This window comes from Pseudomonas sp. 2995-1, from assembly GCF_002742505.1.
Taxonomy (GTDB): Bacteria; Pseudomonadota; Gammaproteobacteria; order Pseudomonadales; family Pseudomonadaceae; genus Aquipseudomonas; species Aquipseudomonas sivasensis.
This window is the reverse complement of record NZ_LJSA01000377.1, coordinates 748,513-771,558: the sequence shown is the minus strand read 5'-3', so window position 1 is coordinate 771,558 and position 23,046 is coordinate 748,513. Positions and strand designations below refer to the sequence as shown.

Genomic DNA, 23,046 nt, shown 5'->3' with positions numbered 1-23,046 from the left:
CAAAGCAGGTATCAGGATTTTTGCAGGTACGGGGAAAGCAAAAGCTTATCGGCAGTAGGGGAGAGAGCTTTAAGCGCCACTGCCAGGAGGAAAGGCTGCCCGAGCGGGCAGCCTTGATGACGATCAGAAGGTGTATTTGGCCGTCAGCATCATGTTGCGTGGGGTGCCGTAGCTGTCGCCGCCGTAGTCCACGGAGTTGGCGATGGTTGAGTAGTAGCTGCGGTCGAAGATGTTGTTGGCGTTGAGCTGCAGGTCCAGGTTGTCGTTGACCCTGTAGCCGGCCATCAAGTCGGTGACGGCGTAGGCGCCTTGTTGCAGGCGGTAGGTGCTGCCATCAGCCAGCTTGACGTCGTTGTACATGCGGCTCTGCCAGGAGATGTTGCCGCCCACCCGGAATTTCTCCAGCGCGCCCTGGAGGTTGTAGCGGGTGGTCAGTTTGAACAAGTGCTCCGGGGTGTCGGTGTCGTACTGCTTGTTGACAAGCTGCGGGTTGGCTTCGTCCTTGATGGTGTGGGTGCGCGCGTAGGTGTAGCCACCGCCGACCTGCCAGTTCTCGGTGAGGGCGCCTTGCAGTTCGAAGTCGATACCCTGGCTGCGAATCTCGCCGGAGGCTTCATAGCACTCGGTCTGCGGGCAGTTTTGCACGGTCACTTTGGTGGCACGATTTTCCTGATCGACGCGGAACAGTGCGACGCTGGCATTCAGCGCGCCGCCCAGGTATTCGCCTTTAACGCCGACCTCGTAGTTTTTGCCGACAATCGGCTTGACCGGGGTCGCCGAACTATCTTTGGCGGTCTGCGGCGTGAAAATGTCGCTGTAGCTGACGTAGACCGAGTGATGGTCATCCAGCTCGTAGATCAAACCCGCGTAGCGCGTCAGGTTGCGGGTGACTTTGTAGTCGCCGCTGTTGCTGCCATGGGCATCGTAGTCATACCAGTCCAGGCGCCCGCCGAGGATCAGCTTGAGCGGGTCGGCCAGGCTCAGGCGCGTGGTCAGGTAGAAGCCGTCCTGGGTGGTGATTTCACGGGTGTCGGTGGTGTGGACGAAGTCCGGTTTGCCTGCGGTAATCGGCCAATTGGTGTCGTACGGGCTGTAGTCGTGGCTGGTCATGTCGTAGATGCGGCGGCTGGCACCGACCACCAGCTCATGGGTGCGCCCGAACGCCTGGAACGGGCCGCTGACGAAGGCGTCGACGCCAGCCTGATTTTCGTCGTAGGCGGCCTGGTAGACGGTTCGCGCCAGTGATTTGTCAGCAGCCCAGCGCGATTGATACGAGCCCGAGAACAAGGCTTTCTGCTCGGCGTAGTTGGCGTTGACCTGCAGCTTCCAGTCGTTGGCCAGTTGCTGGCGCAGTTCGGCGAAGACCGTGTTGATCTCCTGGTCCTTGTTCTCCCAGTCGGTGCCGGGGTTGTAGGAGCGGGGCAGGTCGAGGTGATGGCCATCCTGACCGATCATTGAGGAACCCCAGAAGTAATTGGTCTTGTCCTTCTGGTTTGAGTAGCCGAGGGTCAGGGTGGTGTCTTCACCCAAGTCAGCTTCGGTGACGGCATAGAACAGGCCGTGATACTCCTCGGCGTTGTCGATGAAGCTGTTGGCGTCGCGGTAGGAGGTGACCACCCGGCCGCGCCAGGTGCCGCTGTCATTGAGCGGGCTGGAGGCGTCGAGTTCGCCACGGTAGTCGTCCCAGCTGCCAGCGGCGCCGGTCAGGGTGACTTTCTGCTCGTCCAGGGGCCGCTTGCGGATCAGGTTGATGGCGGCCGACGGGTTGCCCGCGCCGGTCACCAGGCCGGTCGCGCCGCGCACCACTTCAACGCGGTCGAACATCGCCAGGTTGGGCTGCGCGCCGACTGAAACGCCGTTATAGCCGCTCGGAATACCGTCATACATCAGGTTGTCGATGTCGAAACCGCGCGAGGTATAGGACTGCCGGCCCGGTCCGTTGGAGTAATTCAGGAACAACCCGGGCGTTGCGTTGACCACGTCGTTGATGCTGGTCATTGCCTGGTCATCCATGCGCTGGCGCGTAATCACGGTGACGGCTTGTGGCGTTTCACGCAGGGTGAGTGGCAACTTGGTCGCGGTCTTCATCGCGCCGGTGGTGTAGGACTGCGTGCCCTCAGTGGTTTCGCCCAACTGCTGCTCGCCGGAGATTTGGGTGGCGCCCAGTTCCAGGGTGGTGACCGGTGCTTCGGCGTCGGCGGCGAGGGCCGCATGCGAGGTGGCGAGACAGACCGCCAACGCGATCAAACTGGGTGTAAAACCTTTACCGCCGGGCTGGTGCACAGGCATCGAACGAGCTCTCCCCTAAGTGCCTTTCCCTGGCGAATAATAAAAGTGTTGATAATTATTCGCATCAGTGTGACAGATTGATTCTGTAGGAAAAAGCCATAGGGATGAATTAGTTAACGATTTTTTCACATCTGCATGGCAGGCCTTTCGCCAGCACCTGCCGTTTTCGAGCGTTCATGGACGGTGTTCAATCGCGCTTCGGAATCGCCACCCGGCTTGTCGCTTTCACTTCGCGCAGCGCCAGGCTCGACTGGATCGACGCGATCCCCAATTGTCGCCGCAGGACGCTCTCTACAAACTCGCTGTAGCTGTCGAGATCTTCCGCCAGCACCTGCAACAGGTAATCCGCATCCCCGGTGATCTTGTGGCACGACAGCACCTGAGGCAGTTCCTTGACCACCGCTTCGAAGGCGTCCGGCGCGTGGTCGGTGTGGATGGCAAAGCGCACATGCACAAACGCCATGATGTCCAGGCCGAGCAGCTTGCGATCCAGATTGGCCTGGTAGTCCTTGATCACGCCTTCTTCTTCCAGACGCTTGCGGCGGCGCCAGCACGGCGTGAGGCTCAGGGCCAGACGCTCGCTGAGTTGGGCGTTGGAAATACTCGCGTCTTCCTGCAGCAAGGCGAGGATGGCGAGATCGGTGTCGTCAAGAACGACCTGCTTGGTTTTATTTTTCATATTCGCCTGTAATAGGGGTAAAAAATCCCGATAAAACTAACAGCGCAAGAACTAAAAGCAAAGAATGCCCCGCACCGCCAGAACAAAATAGACCCTGTCTTTTACTGGCGGATGTATACACATGCTGACTGTTTTTAGCGATGCCCACCGTTTGCACCATGGCACCGAATTGAAGGATGGCGTACTCAAGCCGTCGTTCGAGCAACCGAGCCGCGCCGACACCGTGCGTGACCGCGTCCAGCACGTCGGGCTCGGCGATATCATCGTGCCGCGCGCCTTTGACCGCGCCTGTTACGTCAATGCCCACAGCGAGCGCTACGTCTCCTTCCTTGAAACCGCATGGGCCGAATGGACCGCCATCGGCCGCAGCCATGACGCGCTGCCGCTGGTGTGGCCGGTGCGCGATTTGGCCAATGAACAGGTGCCGGATTTCATCGACGGCAAGTTGGGGTTCTATGCCATGGACGCCGGTTCGCCGATTACCGCGACCACGTGGCAGGCGGTGAAGACCAGCGCGGACATTGCACTCACTGGCCTCGCGCTCATCGATGAGGGCCACAACAGCGCCTTCGCCCTGTGCCGCCCACCCGGCCACCATGCCGCCCGCGAATACATGGGCGGTTATTGCTACCTCAACAACGCCGCGATTGCCGCACAACAGGCCATCACCCAAGGCGCCAAACGCGTTGCGGTACTGGACGTGGATTTCCACCATGGCAACGGCACACAGAACATTTTCTACGACCGCCCGGATGTGCTGTTCATCTCCCTGCATGGCGAGCCCGCCGTGTCCTACCCGTACTTTTCCGGCGCCAACAGCGAGCGTGGCAAGGGTGCAGGGGAGGGCTTCAACCTGAATTATCCGTTGCCGAAAAACACCACCTGGGATCACTACAAAATTGCCCTCGCCGACGCGTGCCAGCGGCTCAAACACTTCGCCCCTGAAGTGCTGGTGATTTCCCTCGGCGTCGACACGTTCAAGGACGACCCCATCAGCCACTTCCTCCTCGACAGCGAAGACTTCCTCGGTATGGGCGAGATCATCGCCAGCGTGGGCGTGCCGACGTTGTTCGTGATGGAAGGGGGCTACATGGTCGATGAGATCGGCATCAATGCCGTTAACGTGTTGCACGGTTTCGAAAGCAAAACCGCCTGACCCCCTAACAACAACGACCGCCCAACTTTTTTCTGCCAAAACTCAAAAACATAACAAGAGGTTTTGTGATGAAAACAACCACGTCCGGGCTTTGCGAAAAGCCTGCGTTGCAACGCACCCTGAGCAACCGTCATATCCAGCTGATGGCCATGGGCGGTGCGATCGGCACCGGCCTGTTCATGGGCTCCGGCAAGATCATTGCGCTGTCCGGCACCTCGATCATCCTGATCTACATGATCATCGGGCTGTTTGTGTATTTCGTGATGCGCGCCATGGGCGAGCTGCTGCTGTCCAACCTCAACTTCAAGAGCTTTGCCGACTTTGCCGGCGCCTACCTGGGGCCGCGCGCCGCGTTTTTTCTCGGCTGGTCGTACTGGCTGAGCTGGAGCGTGGCGGTGGTGGGGGATGCGGTGGTGGTCGGCGGGTTTTTCCAGTACTGGTTCCCGGATCTGCCGGCGTGGATGCCGGCGGTGGGCATGCTGTTAACGTTGTTCGCGTTGAATGCGCTGACTGTCAGGTTGTTCGGCGAAGTGGAGTTCTGGTTCGCAATCATCAAGATCATCGCCGTGGTGACCCTGATCGGCGTGAGCGTGGTGCTGATCGCAGGCTCGTTTGTCTCACCCACCGGCGTCACTGCATCGCTGTCGCATTTGCTGGACAAACAGGCGGCGTTTCCCAACGGCCTGTTCGGCTTTTTCGCCGGGTTCCAGATGGCGATTTTTTCCTTTGCCGGCACCGAGCTGATCGGCACCGCCGCGGCCGAAACCCGTGCGCCGGAGAAGACGTTGCCCAAGGCTATCAATTCGATTCCGTTGCGCATCATTCTGTTCTACGTGCTGGCCCTGGCGTGCATCATCGCCGTGACCTCCTGGCAGCAGGTGTCGCCGAGCAAAAGCCCGTTTGTGGAGCTGTTCCTGGTGGCGGGGTTTCCTGCGGCTGCGGGCATCGTCAATTTCGTGGTACTCACCTCGGCGGCGTCCTCGGCCAACAGCGGGGTGTTTTCCGCCAGCCGCATGTTGTTCGGGTTGGCCGATCTGGGGGATGCGCCAGGTGTTTTCCGACGCTTGTCCAACAGCAGCGTTCCGTTGTTCAGCCTGGCCTTTACCACGGTATTGATGCTGCTCGGCCTGGTGTTGCTGTTTGTGGTGCCGGAGGTGATGACCGCCTTCACCATTGTGTCGACGGTCTCGGCGATCCTGGTGATTTTTACGTGGTCGACGATTCTCGCGTCGTACATCGCTTACCGTAAAAAACGCCCGGACCTGCACGCCAAGTCCACTTACAAGATGCCCGGCGGTGTGCCGATGGCTTGGTTTTCCCTGGGTTTCGTTGCGTTCGTGCTCTGCCTGCTGGCGTTGCGGCCAGACACACGCCTGGCCCTGTATGTGATGCCGGTCTGGTTTATCTGGCTGGCGATTGCCTACCAGATCAGAACGCCATTCTCAGGCCAACCGTCCCTTGGCGGCCGTTGAAGGTGTTGCTGTCCAGGTTGCGGTTGTAGCCCACCTCGCTGTAAACGCTGATGTCTTGGGTGACCTTCAACGTTGCACCGACGCTGAGGTCCAGGGTGGTGGACTTCTGCTCGGTGTCGATGTCGGTGACGTCGGCAAAGGTCACGGTGTTCTGTCCGGCGCGGGTGTGCCAGACATTCGCCCGTACATAAGGCACCAGTGGCATGCCACGCACTTGGTAGTCGCCGCGCAGGCGGATTCCCAGGCGTGTGGTCAGGTGGGTATCGGCGTCATAAGACACGTCGGAAACCCCGTCGTTCTGGCTGTTCAGCGTGGTCTTGCTGACGATCAGTTGTGCCTGGGGTTCCGCGACCCAGTTGGTCGTCACCGGGATCGGCCAGCCGACTTCGGCGGAGGCTGTGACGTTGTGCCCGCGGGTTTTCATCTTCACACCACGGTCCGACTCGTTGTTGCCATTGAAACGTGTGCCCATCAACACCAGGTCAAGGTAGGCCTGGTTGGCGCCGATCAACGTCCAGTACACGCCCAGGCTGTCACCGCGCAAGGTGGTTTTGCCGGCGTTCTTGTCCTCCCGGCCGCCGTTGAAGCCTTTGACTGTGCCCCGCAAACGGCTATGGTCGACGAAAAACCCCAGGCGTTGCTGGCCATCGCCCATGGCGCTGGCATAGAGATCGCTGCCCACCTGGAAGCCCGTTACCGAACTGTCCAACGTCGGGCTCACCGTGCCGGCGAAACTCTGGCGACTGCTGTTGCCGTAGACCCGACCCCACCCGGCCGATAAAGCGCCGGCCTGCTGTTGCTGGCTCTGGTCACCCATGCGCTGGTGAAAGGTGCCTAGCATGCCTTGCACGATTTGCTGGGCGGCGGGAAACAGCGCGGCGTAGAGCGGCACTTCCGGGCGGTAGATGGGAATCGGCTCTGTCCCAGGGTTGGGCGGCAGTGGTGGTTCATCGGGAATGGGGACAGGCAACGGCACGATAATGACCGGGTTCGGCGGCACCACCGGGATGGTCGAACGCAGGTAGTAGTTTTCGGCGGTGCCGGCGGTGACGCCGCCCTTGAACAGGTAATAGTCGAACGCGCCGGCAGACACCGGCGCGCCAAGGGTAAAGGCAGTGCCGCTGCCGGTGGCGCCGTTGAGCGCCTGCACCACCTGGATACCATCTTGCAGCGTAGCGGCGCCTGCGCCGCCGAGGTTAGTGACGCGAATGCTCGTACTCCCCTGGATGGTCCCCTGGCTGATTACCAGTTTGTCGCTGGGCGAACCGTCGTCACCCAATACACTTTGCAGCGCGAGTTGGCCGCCGCTGGCGTTGTAGTTGCCATTGACCGTCAGGGTATCGCCGGTGCTGGTGCTGCCGGTGGTCATGTCGATCAGGCCGCTGTTGTTCAGGGTCGTCAGTTGGCCGGCGGTAAACGGGTTGATGATCCCTGTGCTGACCCGTAATGCCGAGCTGCCATTCACGTTCATGGTGCCGGTCCCGGTAGCGGCATCACCCAGTGTGAAGGTGCCGCCGAGGGACAGGCTCGAATTGTTGTCCAGGTTGACGATTTCCCAGTTCTGATAACGTTGCGGTGTGCTGACCTGGCTGTTGTCGAACGTCAGGGTATCGTTCTCCGTTCCGCCGTCCACAACGGGAGTAGGGGCGACAATGGCTTCGGTCAGGTTTTTCAGCAGCGCCGTGTCGTTATCGCCGGCCAGCAGTACTGCCGAGTCGAGTTGGCCCGCGCCGTTCCACTCGAACTGGTCATTCCCCGCGCTCATGCGAATTTCCCCGGCAATCCTGCCACCCTTGATGACGATGATGTCGGACCCGCCGCTGACGCTAAGGTTACCGCCAATGAAACTGGTGCCCGATACCAGGATCGTGTCGTCGCCAAAGCCGGTGACGAAGTTGCCGACAACGGTGCCGCCGCGCATATCAAACAGGTTGTTGTCGAGTTTCATGTCGACGCGTCCGATGCTGCCGCCGGTCATCAATCCGTGGTCGCCATCTTCAAAGGCGCCTGTGATGGTACCGCCGCTCATGGCGAAGTCGTCGATGCCATCCCCTTGGGCAAGGGATGTGATCGTGCCGCCGCTCATGGAGAATTTGTCCAATCCGGCGCCCTGGAAAATTCCACCGGCCGTACCGCCGCTGATTTGCACTACATCGGCACCGGAGCCCTGCAAGATCACACTGTTGACCGCCCCCTGGAACAGGCGAAAGATATTCGCGCCATCTCCCATGTTGACCCCACTGGTGCCGATGACCGCATCTGCGGTGTTCATCTCGATGAGGTCATTGCCCGCGCCATAACCGACGCCCAACACGCTGCCGTTGCCGGAGGGAAATATCAGACTGTTGTTACCTTGCGCATCAATGAGGTTGCCGCCCGCGCCGCTGGTGCAGGTCACCACATCGTCACCTGGCGTGATGGTGAAGGTGCACGCCTGAGCAGTGCTTGAACAGCTCAACAGCCATGCTGCTGACGCCATAATCAGGCTGGCGCCGGTCCGTTGGGGAAGTCGTTTGCTCATGATCCGTCCTCGCTCAATGCGACCTGACTCCACGGTGCCTGATGACAGGCACGGTTAAGGACCATGGCAACAACGAACGCGATACGGATCAGGGAATACGAGTTACCTGCTTCGAAAACACCGGCCAATGCAAAGGGTTGGCATGGCTTTCTCGACTGCACCTCACCTGTGCAGCACGTTTTGAACCTTAGACGCACATCCCTCGCGTCGCTACTGTGAGAAATAACAGGTACGGACGAGTCGGCGGCTAAGCGAAGACGATCTCGTAAGGCTCGCGCATGCGATCCAACAACACCTGCGCCAGCATCGGCGCCAGGCCGATCTGCGGGTCACCCACCAATTGACTCGCATAGGCATGGACCGCGTGGAGTTTGCGCGCAACGCTCCATGTGTCCAGGCGCACCTTGCGCGCCCGTTGCCAGGGGATGATTGCACCCTCGCGCGCGGGCCAGTGCCAGGCCCAGATCGGCAGTTCATACAGCTGCGCACCGACGAGATTGCACGCCTTCGCACTGGCGCGGCCGACCGCTTCGTGGTCGGGGTTGCCGTCGTTGCGCCACGTGGTGAACACCACATCGCCCGCTTGCAAGTAGCGCGCGATGAATTGGCTCAGTTGCGGCTCACGGGCCGACAGGGCGTTGTCGCAAAACCCACCGCGAATCCATTTCAGGCTATGCATGGGCATGCCCAGGCGACGCAGCGCTTCGGCGCTTTCCTGGGGCCGCACCACGCTTAAGCGGCTGGCCGGCCACCGGTGTGAGCCAGGATGGCTGGCGCTGCCGTCGGTGATGGAGATCAGTTGCAGGGGATATTCAAGGGTGCTGAGCAGTTGCAGCATGCCGCCGCACGCCAACACTTCGTCGCCCGGATGGGGCGCGATGACCACCACCCGTGCACCGGCCGGGACCAGCGATGTCGCAGAGATAGGGGCGATTTGCGCCAGCTGCGGCGCAGTGTTCCAGATTTGCGCGGGGCCGCGACGGCCTTCACTGAGGGAGGCAGACTTCATGAGCGTTACATCCTTGTGGATTGGTGCTGGGTCGTGCCCCGTTGACGGGACGACTCTATTTATTCACCACAGACTCCGCCGTGATGGATGCGTGGCCATTCAACCCTGAATGACCAGCAAGGCGTCTTCAGCATAGACAAGGATTCGCCGCTTTTACATTCTGTAATATGGATTTTTTCACGACGCCGGCATCAGGCTCTTCAAATAATCGCCAAACCCGCCTTGGGCGCGGGATTCCAGGCGCGCACTGGTGATCACCTGCGGGGTATTGCTCCAGGCGATAGAGGCGCCACAGCGTTCCAGGTTGCGCACCAATTGCACGTCCTCATGGCAGGCCAAGGGTTCGAAGCCGCCTGCGCGAATGTAAGCACCCGCGCTCACCCCCAGGTTGGCGCCGTGGATGTGCCGATGCCCGTCCTGCGCCTGATAGCCCTGGAGGTAGCGGATCTGCGCGGCCGGGTCGAAGCCCTCGCTCCACGCGTCCACCGTCACCGTGCCGCATACCGCATCGGCGTTCAGCGCCAACTGCGCTACCAGCCAGTCAGGCGCGACGCGGCTGTCGGCGTCGGTGCAGGAGATCCAGCGTGCGCCCTGATTGAGCAGATGCCGCGCACCCAGCCCGCGCACATGCCCAACATTGCGCGCCTGCACTTCGAAGTGCTGCACCGGGTAGCTCTGGACGATGGCTGCGCTGTCATCGCTGCAACTGTCGAGCACCAGCAGGATCTGCACCGCTTCGCCTTGCAGGCCAGGGTGGCGGGCCGCGATCAACGCGGCGTCCAGGCAGTCGGGTAACAGCGCTTGTTCGTTATGCACCGGGATCAGAACGCCGATCATCGCAGGCCCTCATGGCGAGCAACCGAGGTGCCATCGCGGCACCACAGGTCGAGGAGAAAATCCTGTTCGTGGTAGCTGGCGATGCGCGGCATTGCCAGTCGTTCATGGAGCAGTGCATGCACCTGCTCAGCTGTCTGCGGACAGCCTTCAATCGGTACGCGCCAGTGGCACGCCAGCAGTTGGCCGTCGTCGGTCAGGCTGGCGAGGGCGCGGTCGATCACGCGGCCTAAATCGTCTGCGTCGAGGTAGTAACACAGCTCGCTGAGCACGATCAGCTCGAAGCGCTCGGTCGGCCATTGTTCCGGCAGGCGGCTCTGTTGCACCTCGGCATGGGGGAACCCCAACAAACGGCTGCGCGCCAGGCTGACGGCGGCGGCGGCGGTGTCACAGCACAGCAGGCGATCACAGCGAGGCGCCAGTTCGAAACTCAGCTCGCCATTGGCACAGCCCGGCTCAAAAATAGCGGCATAGCGTGGACGCGTCAGCACTGCAAGGGTCAATGCTCGTTTGCGTCGCTCATACCAGCGTTGACGAAACGCCCAAGGGTCATCATTTTCGGCGAACAGTTGGTCGAAATACGGCGTAGCCACACTCATACGAATACCACTTCAAACGGTTGCAGCAAGCGCTCCACCACATAGGGCGCGAGCACCGGGGGCAGGCCGATCTGTGGGTCACCTTCCAATTGGCTGGCGAACGCGTGAATAGCGTGGCGCTTACGGGCCACCGACTCGCAGCTCAGAGGGATTTTGCGCGCACGGTGCCACGGCACTTGGCTATCTTCGGCGGTTGCCCAGTGCCACGTCCACACCGGCAGCTCGTACAGCGTAGCGCCCACCGCTTGGGCGGCCTTGGCACTGGCGCGGCCTACGGCTTCGTGGTCGCAGTGGCCGTCTTCTCGCCACGTGGTAAACAGCACATCCGTGGGCTTGAGGTAGCGTTGGATAAAGGCGCTCAATTCGTCTTCTCGCGCCGCTACCTTGCTGTCGGTAAACCCGGTGCGCAGCCATTTCAAACTGTGCAATGGCAAACCCAGCCGATGCAGGGCTTGCGCTGATTCCTGGGGCCGCACCACGCTCAGGCGCTCTACCGGCCAGCGCCGAGAGCCGGGGTGACTGGCGCTGCCGTCGGTCACCGAAATCAGCTGTATGGGCCGACCGAGCGCCGCCAGACCTTGCAACAGACCACCACAGCCCAGCACTTCATCATCCGGATGGGGCGCGATGATCACGGCACGATGCCCTTCAGGTACTAACTGTTCGACGCTGATCTGCGGCAACTCGGCCATCCGCGGCGAGGCCTGCCAGTGATGCAGGGGGGTGCCTTGGCCGACAATCGGGTTGGGTTTCATAACTGCCACCTCCCTGTGGGTTCGCCTGCGATCAGCTCACCCAGGCCGGCCAAGTCACGTTCTGCGTGACTCTGGCGCAAGTACACCGGCAAATCCGCCATCAACTGCGCAAAGTGCGGGTCCTTGCAATAGGGGCCTGCACCGACGGCACGCCCCACGTGGTGCATCACTTGCTCGACCGTGTCTTCAATGCAAGCCCGCGTCTGCTGGGCCAGCACTCGGGCATCAGCCTTAGGTTCAAGGTCGATGTGCTCGGCGCTGGCGCGCAGCACGCAGGCGGCTCCGTTCAGCGCACTGTCCACTGAACCCAAGTGGGCGAGGGCATGGGGTTCCGGGCGTTTGGCGCATTGCTCACGCAAGACTTCCGCCAGGCGTTGCGCGGCGCCATACCAGCACGCCGCAATACCAATCCCGCCTTGCCAGAAACCGGGGCGGGTGAGGTACTCACCGGGGTGGCCGACGGCAATTCCGCGCACCCCCTCGAAGAGCACTTCAACGCTGCCCGTCGCCGCCATGCCGACCGCGTGCCAGCCGTCCTTCGTCACAGTTACGCCCGGCTGCTGCATCTCGACAGCGACCAGTTGCTGCCGCTCTTCTTCATCCCAGGCCGTCAGCAACCCATGGCTGACCACGGCCGCGCCGGAACACCAGGCTTTACGACCGTCCACCATCAGTCGATGGCCGTCGCGCCGCACGCGTACCTTGGCACTCGGCGGTTCGGCGGCCCACATGCCCCACGTGCTACCCAAGGGCGGCAGGGGGCTGTCCAGTTCTGCAATGATCGCCAACGCGTCGGTATGACCCTCAAACAACTTGCACAGGCGCAAGTCATGCCCGGCGACCTGGGCCAGGCGACTGAAGCGTGCCAAGGTCTGCCCGCTGCCGGGCAGCGGCAGTTGGTCAAGGCCTTCTTCCTGAAGCGCCTTCAGGGCATCCCCCAAGGCTTGCGTGTCCGCATAACCCCGGTAGCCCTGAAGGAGTCCGTGTAAAGCCATCTCACACCTCGTCTTCGCGCTGCAGTTCAAACAACAACAGCGAGCGGCCGGTCACCGCGTATTCATGTTCAAAATCAAAGCGTTCCTGACCGCGTACTGCGGTGTCATTGGTATCGAGCATGCAGGTCCAGAACTCACCCTCGGGCACTGGCGGCAGGCGGAAATTGACCATGTCGTGGTGCGCGTTGACCACCAGCAACAAGGTCGCATCGGCACCGGCGCGACGAATCCCGGTTTCCTGGGCGCGGCCGTCCATCAACATGCCGAGGCAGCGACCGTGGCTGTCTTCCCACTGTTCGGTGGTCATTTCGTTGCCATCGGGTGCGAGCCAGGTTACGTCCTTCACGCCGATGTCTTCGTTATAGTCGCCGACCAGGAAGCGTCCACGCCGCAGGATCGGGTAGGCCAAGCGTAGCTTGATCAAGCGTTTGACGAACTTGAGCAGCGACTTGCCGTCATCGTCCAATTCCCAGTTGACCCAGCCGATCTCGCTGTCCTGGCAATAGGCATTGTTGTTGCCGTGCTGAGTGCGGGCGAATTCGTCACCGGCGACGATCATAGGCGTGCCTTGGGCCAGCAGCAGGGTGGCGAAGAAGTTACGCATCTGGCGCAGGCGCAGCGCGTTGATTTCCGGGTCGTCGGTGGGGCCTTCAACGCCGTGGTTCCAGGACAGGTTGTTGTTGCTGCCGTCCTGGTTGTTCTCGTCGTTGTCTTCGTTGTGCTTGTCGTTGTACGACACGAGATCATGCAGGGTGAAACCGTCGTGGGCGGTGATGAAATTCACCGAGCTGTACGGGCGGCGACCGCGATGATTGAACATCTCGCCCGAGGCGGTCATGCGCCCGGCGAAGTCCGCGAGCTGGCCGTCGTCGCCTTTCCAGAATGCGCGCACGGTATCGCGGAAACGGTCGTTCCATTCCACCCAGCCCGGTGGGAAATTGCCCACTTGATAGCCGCCTGGGCCGCAGTCCCAAGGCTCGGCGATCAGTTTGAGCTGACGCAGTACCGGGTCCTGGCGGCAGGCCACGAGGAAACTGTGGCGCTCGTCGAAACCATCGCGATAGCGGCCAAGGATCGTTGCCAGGTCGAAGCGGAAACCGTCGACATGCATCTCGTTGGCCCAGTACCGCAAGGAGTCAGTGACCATTTGCAGCACGCACGGGTGACTCAGGTCCAGGGTGTTACCGGTGCCGGAATCGTTGATGTAGAAGCGCTTGTCGTCAGGCATCAAGCGGTAGTACGAGGCATTGTCGATGCCGCGCATGGACAGGGTCGGACCGCGCTCGTTGCCTTCGGCGGTGTGGTTGTAGACCACGTCGAGGATCACTTCCAGCTTCTGTTCGTGCAGGTGCGCGACCATCTCCTTGAACTCGGCGATCTTGCCGCTGGCCAGGTAGCGCGGGTCGGGGGCAAAGAACGCGATGCTGTTGTAGCCCCAGTAGTTGGTCATGCCTTTTTCCAGCAGGTGCTGGTCGTTGACGAAGGCGTGCACCGGCAGCAGCTCCACCGACGAAATACCCAACTGGCGAATGTGCTTGAGCACATCGTCTTCCATCAACCCGGCGCACGTGCCGCGCACGGATTCACCCACCGAGGGGTGACGCATGCTGATGCCGCGCAGGTGGGTTTCATAAATGATCGTACGGTCCCATGGCACCCGCACCGGCTGGTCGTTACCCCAGGTGTGTGCCGGATCGATGACCTTGCACTTAGGCACGAACGGCGCGCTGTCACGCTCGTCGAAACTGAGGTCGTCGTCGGGATGGCCGATGGTGTAGCCGAACAGCGCTTCGGACCATTTGAGCTCACCTACCAACTGTTTGGCGTAGGGGTCGATCAGCAATTTGTGGTGGTTGAAACGATGACCATTGGCCGGATCGTAGGCGCCGTATACCCGATAACCGTAAATCAGTCCTGGATGGGCATCGGGCAAGTAACCGTGGAAGATTTCGTCGGTGTATTCCGGCAGCTCGATGCGCTCCAGCTCTACTTCGCCGGCGTCGTCGAACAGGCACAGTTCCACCTTGGTGGCGTTGGCCGAAAACAGCGCAAAGTTGACACCCAGGCCGTCCCAGGTGGCACCGAGCGGGAAGGGCAAACCTTCGCGAATCCGCGACGGTTCATGTTCCTGCGTCGCTTGGTTTTTGTCGGGTTTGCTCATTCAAGTTGCTCCTGCAAGGGTCTTTTTTCAGGCCGAACGCCGCCAGGCTGACGAACGTTCAGCTCACAATCAGTGTGATGAAGTAACCGCCTGCCGAGCGCGTCGGCAGGCGGTTGATAGGATTAAGGCTTTGGCTTTTTCGGAGCCGAGGGCTTTTTCGCCGCAGGAGGTGTCGGCTTGCTGGCAACCGGAGCCGGCGGTTTGGCTTTGGCGGGCGGCTTGGGCGCGGCCTTCGGCTTGGCGCCAGCCTTGGGTTTACTCGGCGTCAGCGCTTCGGCTTCGGCCAGCTTGCGCGCCATCTCCCAGTGGCGCGCATCTTCACCATGGGGCTTACCTTCAGACTCCCAGATCTGATGCGCCAGTTCGCGTATGCGTTTGTCTTCAGTACTCATCACAATGCTCCTCACAGAAAATTTTCAGCTTTCTTGATCATCAGGATTGATAAAGACATTGACCGGGAAATCCCCCAGGGCAGTGCTGATCAACAGCTCCTTGTCTGGTGTGACTGCGCCTGTATGAAAAAGTCCCTTCCAGTTTTGAGTTGGTGCGGCGAACGGTAATTTCAGCCGCGTATCGCCCCAAACCTGCGCATTGATCTGGGGATACACACCGTTCTCCAGCAAGTAATGTGACCAGCGTGGAACCACTACCAGCAGGCGTTTGCCCTGGTGTTCGCGACAGAATGCGACCACCCGCTCGGCATGCTGGCCGACCACTTCCAGCGGTGTGTAGGTACCGTTGCGAAACAGCTCAGGCTGGGCCTTGCGCAAGGCCAGCACCTGGGCAATCACCGCCTGTTTGATGCGCCCGTCACGCCAGTTGAACAACAGTTCGCCGATGTCCGTTGGGGTCTCGAGTGCCCGTTGTCGTGCACTGAAATCCACCGGACGACGGTTGTCCGGATCCACCAGGCTGAAGTCCCAGAACTCAGCGCCCTGGTACAGGTCTGGTACACCCGGCACAGTGATGCGAAGCAAGGATTGCGCCAGCCCGTTGAGCGCCCCGGCCGGGGCAATCGCCTGGGCAGCCGCCGCAATCGCGGTGCGCAACGTGCGACCTTCTTCACTGAGCAATAGACGCGACAGAAACGCTTCCACGCCTTGTTCGTAGGCGTCGTTGGGCGCACTCCAACTGCTGTTCAATTTGGCTTCGCGCAGGGCCTTTTGTTGCCACTGCCAGAGGCGTTGTTGATAGCCTTCGAAGTCATCGCCCTGGTCCAGCGGCCAACTGCCCAGCAGCACTTGGTAGAGGATCAGCTCATCACCGGCCGACGGCGTGTCGGCATCGCTGCGTAACGGTGCTGCCAGGGTGCGCCACTGCTCAACCTGTTCCACGTACCAGTCGGCGCACTCGCTGAGCACTGCCAGTCGCGCGCGGGTGTCTTCGCCGCGTTTGTGGTCGTGGGTGGCGGTGGCCAGCAGGTTATCCGGGAAGGCTTCCAAGCGCTGTTGGTTGATCGAATGGAATTCGGTCAACGGTGCGCTGAACTGCTCAGTACTGAAGCCCACATCATTACGCGACAGCAGCACCGCTGAGCGATAGAACGCGGTGTCTTCCACGGCTTTCGCGGCCGCGGGCGAGGTCAGTTGCTGGAAGCGTACGCAGGCATGCTTGAGGATCTTGCGCTCACGGCCCACCGGACGTTGGCGCCAAGACTGGCCGCCGAGGGATTTTTCGAGGTGATCCAGCACCGGCCAGTCGCCCTCGCTCAAGGTGGTGCGGGCACCGTCCATGGCCTGCTGGAACACCGCGTCGTCGGCGGCGCTGCGGCCCAAGGCGCTGATGTAAGTGCGGTACACCGGGAAGTGCACGATCAGTTCCTGCAGGGCGCGGCGAATCGCGCCCAGGGTCAGGTCGCGGGTCATCACATCGTCTCGGGCCACTTGCAGGAGCGCTTGGGCGACGCTTTCAAAGTCCCCGCCCAACGAGCCGTTGAGGATCTGCTGGCGGGCCAGACGGGCTTCTTCGATAAACGCTGAGGGCCGTTCGGTATGGCGTGTCCACAGCTCGGCCAGCGGTGCAAAGCCGTCCGGCTGGTGTTGCAGCAAGGACAGTTGGTCCATGAATTCATAGCCGGTGGTGCCGTCCACACACCAATCCTCACGCAGGGTTTCGCCTTCACCGAGGATCTTCTCGACAAAGATCGGCAAGTGCCGCGCAGGTGCCAGGGCGTCCACTCGGCGACGCAGCTTGCGGCAATAACCCCGGGGGTCGGCCAGGCCGTCGATATGGTCGATACGTAACCCATCCACCAAACCTTCGCTGATCAGTTCGAAAATCTTGCCGTGGGTGGCTTCGAACACCGCCGTGCGTTCGACGCGCAGGCCACCCAGCTCATTGACGTCGAAGAAGCGCCGCCAGTTGATATCGTCTGCCGCCGTGCGCCAGCTCGCCAGGCGGTAGGCCTGTTGTTCGAGCAACTGATGCAGGCGGTTGAAACCCTCGGGTTGGCGCCCATCGAACTGGGTCAAGCGGTCTTCGATAGCCGCCAGGACTTCAGTCGCCCGCTCGGCCAGTGCCTGCTTGAGCCAGGCGGCTTCGGCGTAGGTGTCGTCCTGATAGGCGAGGGCGGCGAAACGGTCAGCCAGGGGTTTGAGCGTTTCATCGCTGCCCAGGATCAACGCGTAATCCCGTGGGCAGATCGGGAAGCGATGCTCGTAATGCTCGACATAAAATGCGCCGTGGACCGCATCGAAATGCAATGTCAGAGTGCCGGTCTGTAACGCTTCGCCGTAGTCGCTGCCCAGAAACGGCATCAACAGTTGGCCCTTGAGCAGCGGGTCGGGCGAGTGCCACTGGATATCGAAGAACTCGCTGTACGGGCTCAGGCGGCCCCACTCCAGCAGGTCCAGCCACCACGGGTTATCGGCACCGCCAACGGCCATATGGTTGGAGACGATATCGAGGATCAGCCCCATGTCGTGTTCACGCAGGGCGGCGACCAGGCGGCGCAAGGCGGGTTCACCGCCCAGTTCCGGGTTGACGCGGGTCGGGTCGACCACGTCGTAACCGTGCATGGACCCGGCGCGGGCGCTGAGCAGGGGCGAGGCGTAAAGATGACTGATGCCTAACTCGGCGAAATACGGCACCAGCGGCACCGCATCGTCCAACGTAAAGCCTTTATGAAATTGAAGGCGCTGGGTGGCGCGCAGGGGCAGTGTCTTCATCGGTCACGCTCATAGGCCTGGTTGCGCGCGACGGCCAATAGTTCAAGGCGGCGCGCGGCTCCGGCATTGTCCAGCAAACTTGAAGCCTCACCCGCCAGGCGTCGGCGCCAATTGGGATGGGTATCGGTGGTGCCGGGCAGGTTGGCTTGTTCTTCGACGCCCAGGGCGTCTTCCAGTGGCAACAGCACCAACGGCGCACGGGTATGGCCGAGGTAGCGCACGCTGGCGTCGATCATGTGGTCGGTTTCGTTACGGATCTCGTCAACGAAGTTCTGCGGGTCCTGGCTCAAGGCCTGGCGCAGGGCCTGGCGTTCGCGCAGGCGGTGTTCGCTCCATTGCTCCACGGTGGGCGCATCGATCAGGCCGAGTTGGATGTTCCAATCGATGTCGCGGCTATGCCACCAACCATTGAGCGTGGGCAAATCGTGGGTGCTGGTAGTGGCCAGGGCGTTGTTCGGCCAGTCGAGAATCGGCGTGAACTGACCATCGTGGCCTTGCTCGAAGAGCAGCACACGCATCCCCAGAATAGAGCGGCTACTGAGTTTTTCGCGCAGGCCGTCGGGCACAGTGCCGAGGTCTTCACCGAGGACGATGGCTTGATGGCGGTGAGATTCCAGCGCCAACAGACGCAACAGGTCGTCCACCGGGTAATACAGGTAAGCGCCTTCGCGAGGGGATGCGTCCATGGGGATGACCCACAGACGTTGCAGGCCCATCACATGGTCGATGCGTAAACCACCGGCATGGGCAAAGTTGGCGCGCAGCATCTCGATAAATGCGCGGAACCCATTGCGCTGGAGGCCTTCCGGCGAGAACGCGGAAATGCCCCAGCCCTGGCCCGCACGGTTGAGGATGTCCGGCGGCGCGCCCACGGTCAGGTTGGCCAGCAGCTCATCCTGGCGGCTCCAGGCCTGGCTGCCACCGCCGTCAGCTCCCACCGCCAGGTCGGCGATCAAGCCAACGCCCATGCCACTGCCCTTGGCGGCTTGTTGCGCGCGCTCAAGGCAGCGGGCGATCAGCCATTGGGTGAAGGCGAAGTAGCCGATCTCTTCTCGGTTGTCCTCGGCAAACTTCGCCAGCGCCGGGCTCTGCGGGGTACGCCACTCCTGCGGCCAGTGGCGCCAGTCGAGCGCTTCGCCGGCAGCCGCGCGCACAGCTTGCACCGCTTCAAAGCGACAGTGATTTTCCAGGGCTTCACCGCCGGCCTGGCGGAAACTCAGGAAATCGGCATGTTGCGGATGCTGGCCGTGGCGGAAGTCTTCGTACAGCGCGCGCAACAGGCGTTGCTTGGCTTTGGCGGCGGCGGGCCAGTCGATCAGGGTGTGTTGCTCCAGAGCGTGCAGCTCATCCTCCAGACCAAGGGCGTCGATGGCGTTGCGCACTTCACGTTCGCCAAGGATGCAGCCGGGCGAGGCATACAAACTGTTGAGGAACAAACGGCTGGACGGCGAATAGGGGCTGTAGCGCCCTGTGTCGGCGCTGAACATCGCGTGCATCGGGCTGATTGCCAGGGCATCGGCGCCGCGCTCGGCGGCAGAACGGGCCAGGTGTTCCAGGGCCAGGGTGTCGCCGAAGCCACCATCGCCCAGACGGCGCAGCGAGTACAGCTGCGCACTCAGGCCCCAGGCGCGGGCGGGCTGGCTGTCGACCGAGTCGGCGACGCTGTAGCAGTGAGTGGGGGCGACGGCCAGCGTGAAGGTCTGGTCGTTGATGTGCACCTGGTGGTAGCCCAGGGCGATGATGCCCGGCAGCACGGCGGCGCCGTCCAGGCGCAGGTCCAGGGTTTCGCCGTCTTCCAGGCTGACACGGCACAGGGTGTCGGGTTCGAAGTAGTGCGCCAAGTCAAGGCCGTCGCCGCTGTCGACCGTCATCAAGGGCGGCAGGTGTTTGTCTTGTTGCGCCCGCTCCAGTTCCAGCAGGCTGGTATTGATATCTGCGTCGCTGTCGGCCGGATGACCGAGGCCTTTGAGGACAGCGCGCAGGGCATCGGGTGTCACGCGTTGCGGGCGGCCGTTGGCGTCGATCCAATCGACGGCCAGGCCTGCGCGGCTGGCGAGGATTTCCAGGTTCGCTTCACTCAAGGGTGTTCTCCAACAGGGGAAAGGCTGACGCGCGCGCTGTACGGCGGCAGTTGCGCGCCTTGCTCAGCAGGCGTGGCAAAAAGTATGTGCTCCGGCGCCGGATGATTCACGGGCGTGGCACTGAGGTTCAGGTCGATCTGCAACAGGCTGCCATTGCCCAATCGCCAGCGGGCTGTCACAGCGCCGTCCGCCAGCACTTGGGCGCCCAGCGCCACACTGCCGGGCAAGTGCGGCACGAGGTGGCGATGGCGCAGGCTCAGCAGTTGGCGGTAGAACTGCGCCTGTTCGCTGTCGGTAAATGTCGGGTTTGATTGCTGGAAGGTAGGCAGGGCGTTGGGGTCAGGGATGCGTTCGCGTCGCTCGGGATCCTGGAACGCGGTGAAGTCGGCAAACTCGTTGCGCCGGCCTTCACGTACCGCTTCGGCCAGTTCGCCGTGGTGGTCGGTGAAGAATAGAAAGGGCTCTTTGGCGTTGACTTCATCGCCCATGAACATCAGCGGGATCATCGGCGACAGCAGCAGCAACGTGGTCGCGGCCTTGAGTGCCTGAGGCGAGCACAGTTGATGCAGGCGCTCGCCCAACGCGCGGTTGCCGATCTGGTCGTGGTTCTGCAAAAACAGCACAAAGGCACTGGGTGGAAGGTGCGCGCTGGGTTCGCCACGGGTGTGACCATGGCGTGTGGTCTCGCCTTGGTAGATGAACCCTTCGCCCAGGCAGCGCGCCAGCTTGGCTGTGGTGTCTGCGGCGAAGTCGCTGTAATAGGCGTCGGTTTCACCGGTGAGCAGCACGTGCAGCGCGTTATGGCCGTCGTCATTCCACTGTGCATCGAAATCATGCTCCAGCAGGCTGGCCTGGTTGAATTCGTTCTCCAGCACCAGCCAAACGTGGCGACCGGTGTCGACCTGCTGGCGCACACGCTGTGCCAGTTGTTGCAGGAAACCGGGATTGTCGATGGCGTGCACGGCATCCAGGCGCAGGCCGTCGAAGCGGTACTCCATCAGCCACATCAGTGCGTTGTCGAGGAAAAAGTGGCGCACCTCGCGGCGCTCGAAATCGATCCCCGCGCCCCAGGGGGTGTGCACGTCTTCGCGAAAAAAGCCTTGGGCGTATTGGCCCAGGTAGTTGCCGTCAGGACCGAAGTGGTTGTAGACCACGTCGAGGATCACGGCCAGGCCGTGCTCGTGAGCGCTGTCGATCAAGTGCTTGAGCTGCTCAGGCGTGCCGTACGAGGAATGGGGCGCGTAGGGTAGAACCCCGTCGTAGCCCCAGTTGCGTTCGCCGGGGAACTGCGCCAAGGGCATCAACTCAATGGCCGTGACGCCCAGCTCGGCCAGGCGCGGCAGGTGTTTCTCCACGCCGGCGTAGCCTCCCATTGCGCCGACATGTAGCTCGTAGATCACCGCCTCATGCCACGGGCGACCTTGCCATTGGCTGTGCCGCCATTTATAGGCGAGGGGGTCAACCACCCGGCTCCAACCGTGCACATCGCACGCTTGGGCCCGGGATGCGGGGTCGGGCACGTCTTTTTCCCCGTCGATGTTGTAGCGGTAGCGCGTGCCCTCCGGGCACTTTATTTCTACTTCAAACCAGCCCTCTGCCTGCGGCAGCATGGCAACTGATTTGCCGTCTTCCAATTCAACGCTGACATAAAACGCGTCTGGCGCCCACAAGGCAAAACGCGTGTGTTGCGCGTCCAGCATGATTGCGCCGTGGGGCCAGGTTTCTAGAGTCCGTAACGGCATCTATAGAGGCCTCCCTTGATTACTTGACTGATTTCCCCAGGGCCTTGGCCACAAGTTGTTCGTAGAGTTCGGCGTAGGGTTCGACTGCCTGGCACCAATTGAACGGTTGGGTCATGGCACGGCAACGCATGGCGTTGAGCAGGCCTGGGAAAGCGAAGACCTTGAACGCGCGGCTCAGGGCTTCTTCATAACTTTCCACCGTGGATTCATTGAACAGGAACCCGGTGACGCCATTTTCGATAGTGTCTGCCAGCCCGCCGGTATTGCGTGCCACCGGCAGTGAGCCGAAGCGCTGGGCGTACATCTGGCTCAAGCCGCAGGGCTCGTAGCGCGATGGCATCAGCAGGAAGTCGCTGCCGGCAAACATACGGCGCGCGTCGGTTTCGTTGAAGCCGATGCGCACGCCGACTTGGCCCGGGAAGCGCAGGGCCAGTTCACGCATGGCCTGTTCTTCTTCCGGTTCGCCGCGCCCGATGATTGCGATCTGGCCGCCGTTCTCAACGATGAAGCCAGCCACCGCTTCGGTCAGGTCCAGGCCTTTTTGGTAGACAAGACGCGAGACCACGGCGAACAGCGGGCCGGTGGAATCGTGCAGACCGAACAATTCGCGCACGTGGGCGGCATTGATTGCCTTGCCTTCCCAGTCGCCGATATTGAAGTTGTGCGTCAGGTGCTCGTCGGTGGAGGTTTCCCAGCTTTCATCAATACCGTTGGGGATACCACTGAGCAGGCCTTGCTGGGTCTTGGCGGCGAGAAAACCGTCGAGGCCGCAGCCAAATTCCGGGGTGGTGATTTCCTGGGCGTAGGTGGCGCTCACCGTGGTGATATGGCTGGAATAAGCCATGCCGGCCTTGAGGAACGACATCTTGCCGTAGAACTCCATGCCTTCCTGCTGCAGGGCGTGGGGCGGGATACCCAGCTCTGGCGTCGAGGCCAGGCTGACCACACCTTGATAGGCCAAGTTATGAATGGTGAACAGGGTCGGCGTACGTGATCCACGCCAGTGCATATACGCCGGGGCCAGGCCAGCAGGCCAGTCGTGGGCGTGCACCAAGTCCGGGCACCAGTGAATCTGTGCGAGGTTGGCGGCGATGTCGGCGGCGGCCAGGCCCAGGCGGGCGAAGCGGATATGGTTGTCCGGCCAGTCGCGGCCGTTGTTGGCACCGTAAGGCGTGCCTTCACGCTCGTAGAGCTCGGGGCAGATCAACACATAAATGACAAGGCCGTCCTTGAGGTCCATACGCCCGATCTTGCATGGCGGCAGCGCGGCGTGGCCGCCCAGTTCACCGATGATGTGGATCGGGTTGTCGCTTTCCATGACCTGCGGGTAGCCGGGGATCAACACGCGCACATCATGCAGGTGAGCCATGGCACGGGGCAGGGCCGCGGAGACGTCGCCCAGGCCACCGGTTTTCACCAGGTCAGCAAACTCGGACGTGACAAACAGCACTTTCTTTCGATTCGGGTTGTGACTCACGATCGGCCGCACAGAGCTTGGCAGGTCGGCCAACGACGTAGGCCCCCCTGCAGGCTGACTGAAACGCTCTCCCTGAGTATCTACTGCGGCACTGATCATAATGCACTCC

16 protein-coding genes are annotated in these 23,046 nt (G+C 61.7%); 2 read left to right on the top strand and 14 right to left on the bottom strand.

The features are described 5' to 3' along the window. Window positions 1-123: 123 nt before the first annotated feature. Together AOA61_RS20775 and AOA61_RS20770 are read right to left on the bottom strand one after the other, a co-directional pair. Window positions 124-2,289: a TonB-dependent siderophore receptor gene (locus AOA61_RS20775; RefSeq protein ID WP_099602618.1), complete on the bottom strand. Its 2,166-nt coding sequence runs from the start codon at window positions 2,287-2,289 to the stop codon at window positions 124-126. A gap of 187 nt (window positions 2,290-2,476) precedes the next feature. Next, complete coding sequence (locus AOA61_RS20770) at window positions 2,477-2,968, bottom strand: Lrp/AsnC family transcriptional regulator (protein ID WP_032885271.1); 492 nt, start codon at window positions 2,966-2,968, stop codon at window positions 2,477-2,479. 121 nt (window positions 2,969-3,089) lie between these two features. Between AOA61_RS20770 and AOA61_RS20765 the strand changes: the two genes are divergently transcribed. Both AOA61_RS20765 and AOA61_RS20760 read left to right on the top strand, forming a co-directional pair. Then, window positions 3,090-4,124 carry a histone deacetylase family protein gene (locus AOA61_RS20765; protein WP_099602617.1) on the top strand — a complete coding sequence of 345 codons (1,035 nt, stop codon included), beginning with the start codon at window positions 3,090-3,092 and terminating at the stop codon, window positions 4,122-4,124. Between the two features lie 68 nt (window positions 4,125-4,192). Next, window positions 4,193-5,596, top strand: coding sequence for an amino acid permease (locus tag AOA61_RS20760; RefSeq protein WP_099602616.1), 1,404 nt, complete (start codon window positions 4,193-4,195; stop codon window positions 5,594-5,596). Here AOA61_RS20760 and AOA61_RS20755 read toward each other — a convergent pair. The 12 genes from AOA61_RS20755 to glgA all read right to left on the bottom strand — a co-directional run bounded on the left by AOA61_RS20755 (window position 5,553) and on the right by glgA (window position 23,036). Next, window positions 5,553-8,117 carry an autotransporter outer membrane beta-barrel domain-containing protein gene (locus AOA61_RS20755; RefSeq protein WP_099602615.1) on the bottom strand — a complete coding sequence of 855 codons (2,565 nt, stop codon included), beginning with the start codon at window positions 8,115-8,117 and terminating at the stop codon, window positions 5,553-5,555. The two genes, AOA61_RS20760 and AOA61_RS20755, sit on opposite strands and share 44 nt — an antisense overlap. A gap of 247 nt (window positions 8,118-8,364) precedes the next feature. Further along, on the bottom strand, window positions 8,365-9,126 hold the full coding sequence (locus AOA61_RS20750) for a PIG-L deacetylase family protein (RefSeq protein WP_032885266.1): 762 nt from the start codon (window positions 9,124-9,126) through the stop codon (window positions 8,365-8,367). 177 nt (window positions 9,127-9,303) lie between these two features. Beyond that, window positions 9,304-9,963: a glycosyltransferase family 2 protein gene (locus AOA61_RS20745; RefSeq protein WP_095184653.1), complete on the bottom strand. Its 660-nt coding sequence runs from the start codon at window positions 9,961-9,963 to the stop codon at window positions 9,304-9,306. Further along, window positions 9,960-10,559, bottom strand: coding sequence for an SAM-dependent methyltransferase (locus tag AOA61_RS20740; protein WP_099602614.1), 600 nt, complete (start codon window positions 10,557-10,559; stop codon window positions 9,960-9,962). The genes AOA61_RS20745 and AOA61_RS20740 overlap by 4 nt, the downstream gene beginning before the upstream one ends. Then, complete coding sequence (locus AOA61_RS20735) at window positions 10,556-11,314, bottom strand: PIG-L deacetylase family protein (protein WP_099602613.1); 759 nt, start codon at window positions 11,312-11,314, stop codon at window positions 10,556-10,558. Before AOA61_RS20735 ends, AOA61_RS20740 begins: the two co-directional genes overlap by 4 nt. Next, complete coding sequence (locus AOA61_RS20730; protein ID WP_099602612.1) at window positions 11,311-12,309, bottom strand: acyl-CoA dehydrogenase family protein; 999 nt, start codon at window positions 12,307-12,309, stop codon at window positions 11,311-11,313. The genes AOA61_RS20735 and AOA61_RS20730 overlap by 4 nt, the downstream gene beginning before the upstream one ends. Window position 12,310: 1 nt before the next feature. After that, complete coding sequence (glgX, locus tag AOA61_RS20725) at window positions 12,311-14,470, bottom strand: glycogen debranching protein GlgX (protein WP_032885261.1); 2,160 nt, start codon at window positions 14,468-14,470, stop codon at window positions 12,311-12,313. A gap of 122 nt (window positions 14,471-14,592) precedes the next feature. After that, a complete protein-coding gene (locus AOA61_RS20720; protein ID WP_095184657.1) occupies window positions 14,593-14,862 on the bottom strand; it encodes a DUF2934 domain-containing protein in 270 nt (89 codons plus the stop codon). Between the two features lie 24 nt (window positions 14,863-14,886). Further along, the gene (locus AOA61_RS20715; RefSeq protein ID WP_095184658.1) at window positions 14,887-17,637 is read right to left on the bottom strand and encodes a malto-oligosyltrehalose synthase; all 2,751 of its coding nucleotides are present in this window, start codon (window positions 17,635-17,637) and stop codon (window positions 14,887-14,889) included. Continuing rightward, entirely contained in the window at window positions 17,634-19,718 is a 2,085-nt protein-coding gene (malQ, locus tag AOA61_RS20710) for a 4-alpha-glucanotransferase (protein ID WP_099602611.1), read from the bottom strand. Before malQ ends, AOA61_RS20715 begins: the two co-directional genes overlap by 4 nt. Next, complete coding sequence (gene treZ / locus AOA61_RS20705; protein WP_099602610.1) at window positions 19,715-21,460, bottom strand: malto-oligosyltrehalose trehalohydrolase; 1,746 nt, start codon at window positions 21,458-21,460, stop codon at window positions 19,715-19,717. The genes malQ and treZ overlap by 4 nt, the downstream gene beginning before the upstream one ends. A gap of 19 nt (window positions 21,461-21,479) precedes the next feature. Then, window positions 21,480-23,036, bottom strand: a complete 1,557-nt coding sequence (gene glgA, locus AOA61_RS20700) for a glycogen synthase GlgA (protein WP_081797612.1) — start codon at window positions 23,034-23,036, stop codon at window positions 21,480-21,482. Window positions 23,037-23,046 lie beyond the last annotated feature (10 nt).

What these genes read in the sequence shown, in the direction of transcription:
- AOA61_RS20775 (WP_099602618.1), bottom strand. Translation starts at nt 2,289, where the DNA reads ATGCCTGTGCACCAGCCCGGCGGTAAAGGTTTTACACCCAGTTTGATC.
- AOA61_RS20770 (WP_032885271.1), bottom strand. Translation starts at nt 2,968, where the DNA reads ATGAAAAATAAAACCAAGCAGGTCGTTCTTGACGACACCGATCTCGCC.
- AOA61_RS20765 (WP_099602617.1), top strand. Translation starts at nt 3,090, where the DNA reads ATGCTGACTGTTTTTAGCGATGCCCACCGTTTGCACCATGGCACCGAA.
- AOA61_RS20760 (WP_099602616.1), top strand. Translation starts at nt 4,193, where the DNA reads ATGAAAACAACCACGTCCGGGCTTTGCGAAAAGCCTGCGTTGCAACGC.
- AOA61_RS20755 (WP_099602615.1), bottom strand. Translation starts at nt 8,117, where the DNA reads ATGAGCAAACGACTTCCCCAACGGACCGGCGCCAGCCTGATTATGGCG.
- AOA61_RS20750 (WP_032885266.1), bottom strand. Translation starts at nt 9,126, where the DNA reads ATGAAGTCTGCCTCCCTCAGTGAAGGCCGTCGCGGCCCCGCGCAAATC.
- AOA61_RS20745 (WP_095184653.1), bottom strand. Translation starts at nt 9,963, where the DNA reads ATGATCGGCGTTCTGATCCCGGTGCATAACGAACAAGCGCTGTTACCC.
- AOA61_RS20740 (WP_099602614.1), bottom strand. Translation starts at nt 10,559, where the DNA reads ATGAGTGTGGCTACGCCGTATTTCGACCAACTGTTCGCCGAAAATGAT.
- AOA61_RS20735 (WP_099602613.1), bottom strand. Translation starts at nt 11,314, where the DNA reads ATGAAACCCAACCCGATTGTCGGCCAAGGCACCCCCCTGCATCACTGG.
- AOA61_RS20730 (WP_099602612.1), bottom strand. Translation starts at nt 12,309, where the DNA reads ATGGCTTTACACGGACTCCTTCAGGGCTACCGGGGTTATGCGGACACG.
- glgX (WP_032885261.1), bottom strand. Translation starts at nt 14,470, where the DNA reads ATGAGCAAACCCGACAAAAACCAAGCGACGCAGGAACATGAACCGTCG.
- AOA61_RS20720 (WP_095184657.1), bottom strand. Translation starts at nt 14,862, where the DNA reads ATGAGTACTGAAGACAAACGCATACGCGAACTGGCGCATCAGATCTGG.
- AOA61_RS20715 (WP_095184658.1), bottom strand. Translation starts at nt 17,637, where the DNA reads ATGAAGACACTGCCCCTGCGCGCCACCCAGCGCCTTCAATTTCATAAA.
- treZ (WP_099602610.1), bottom strand. Translation starts at nt 21,460, where the DNA reads ATGCCGTTACGGACTCTAGAAACCTGGCCCCACGGCGCAATCATGCTG.
- glgA (WP_081797612.1), bottom strand. Translation starts at nt 23,036, where the DNA reads ATGATCAGTGCCGCAGTAGATACTCAGGGAGAGCGTTTCAGTCAGCCT.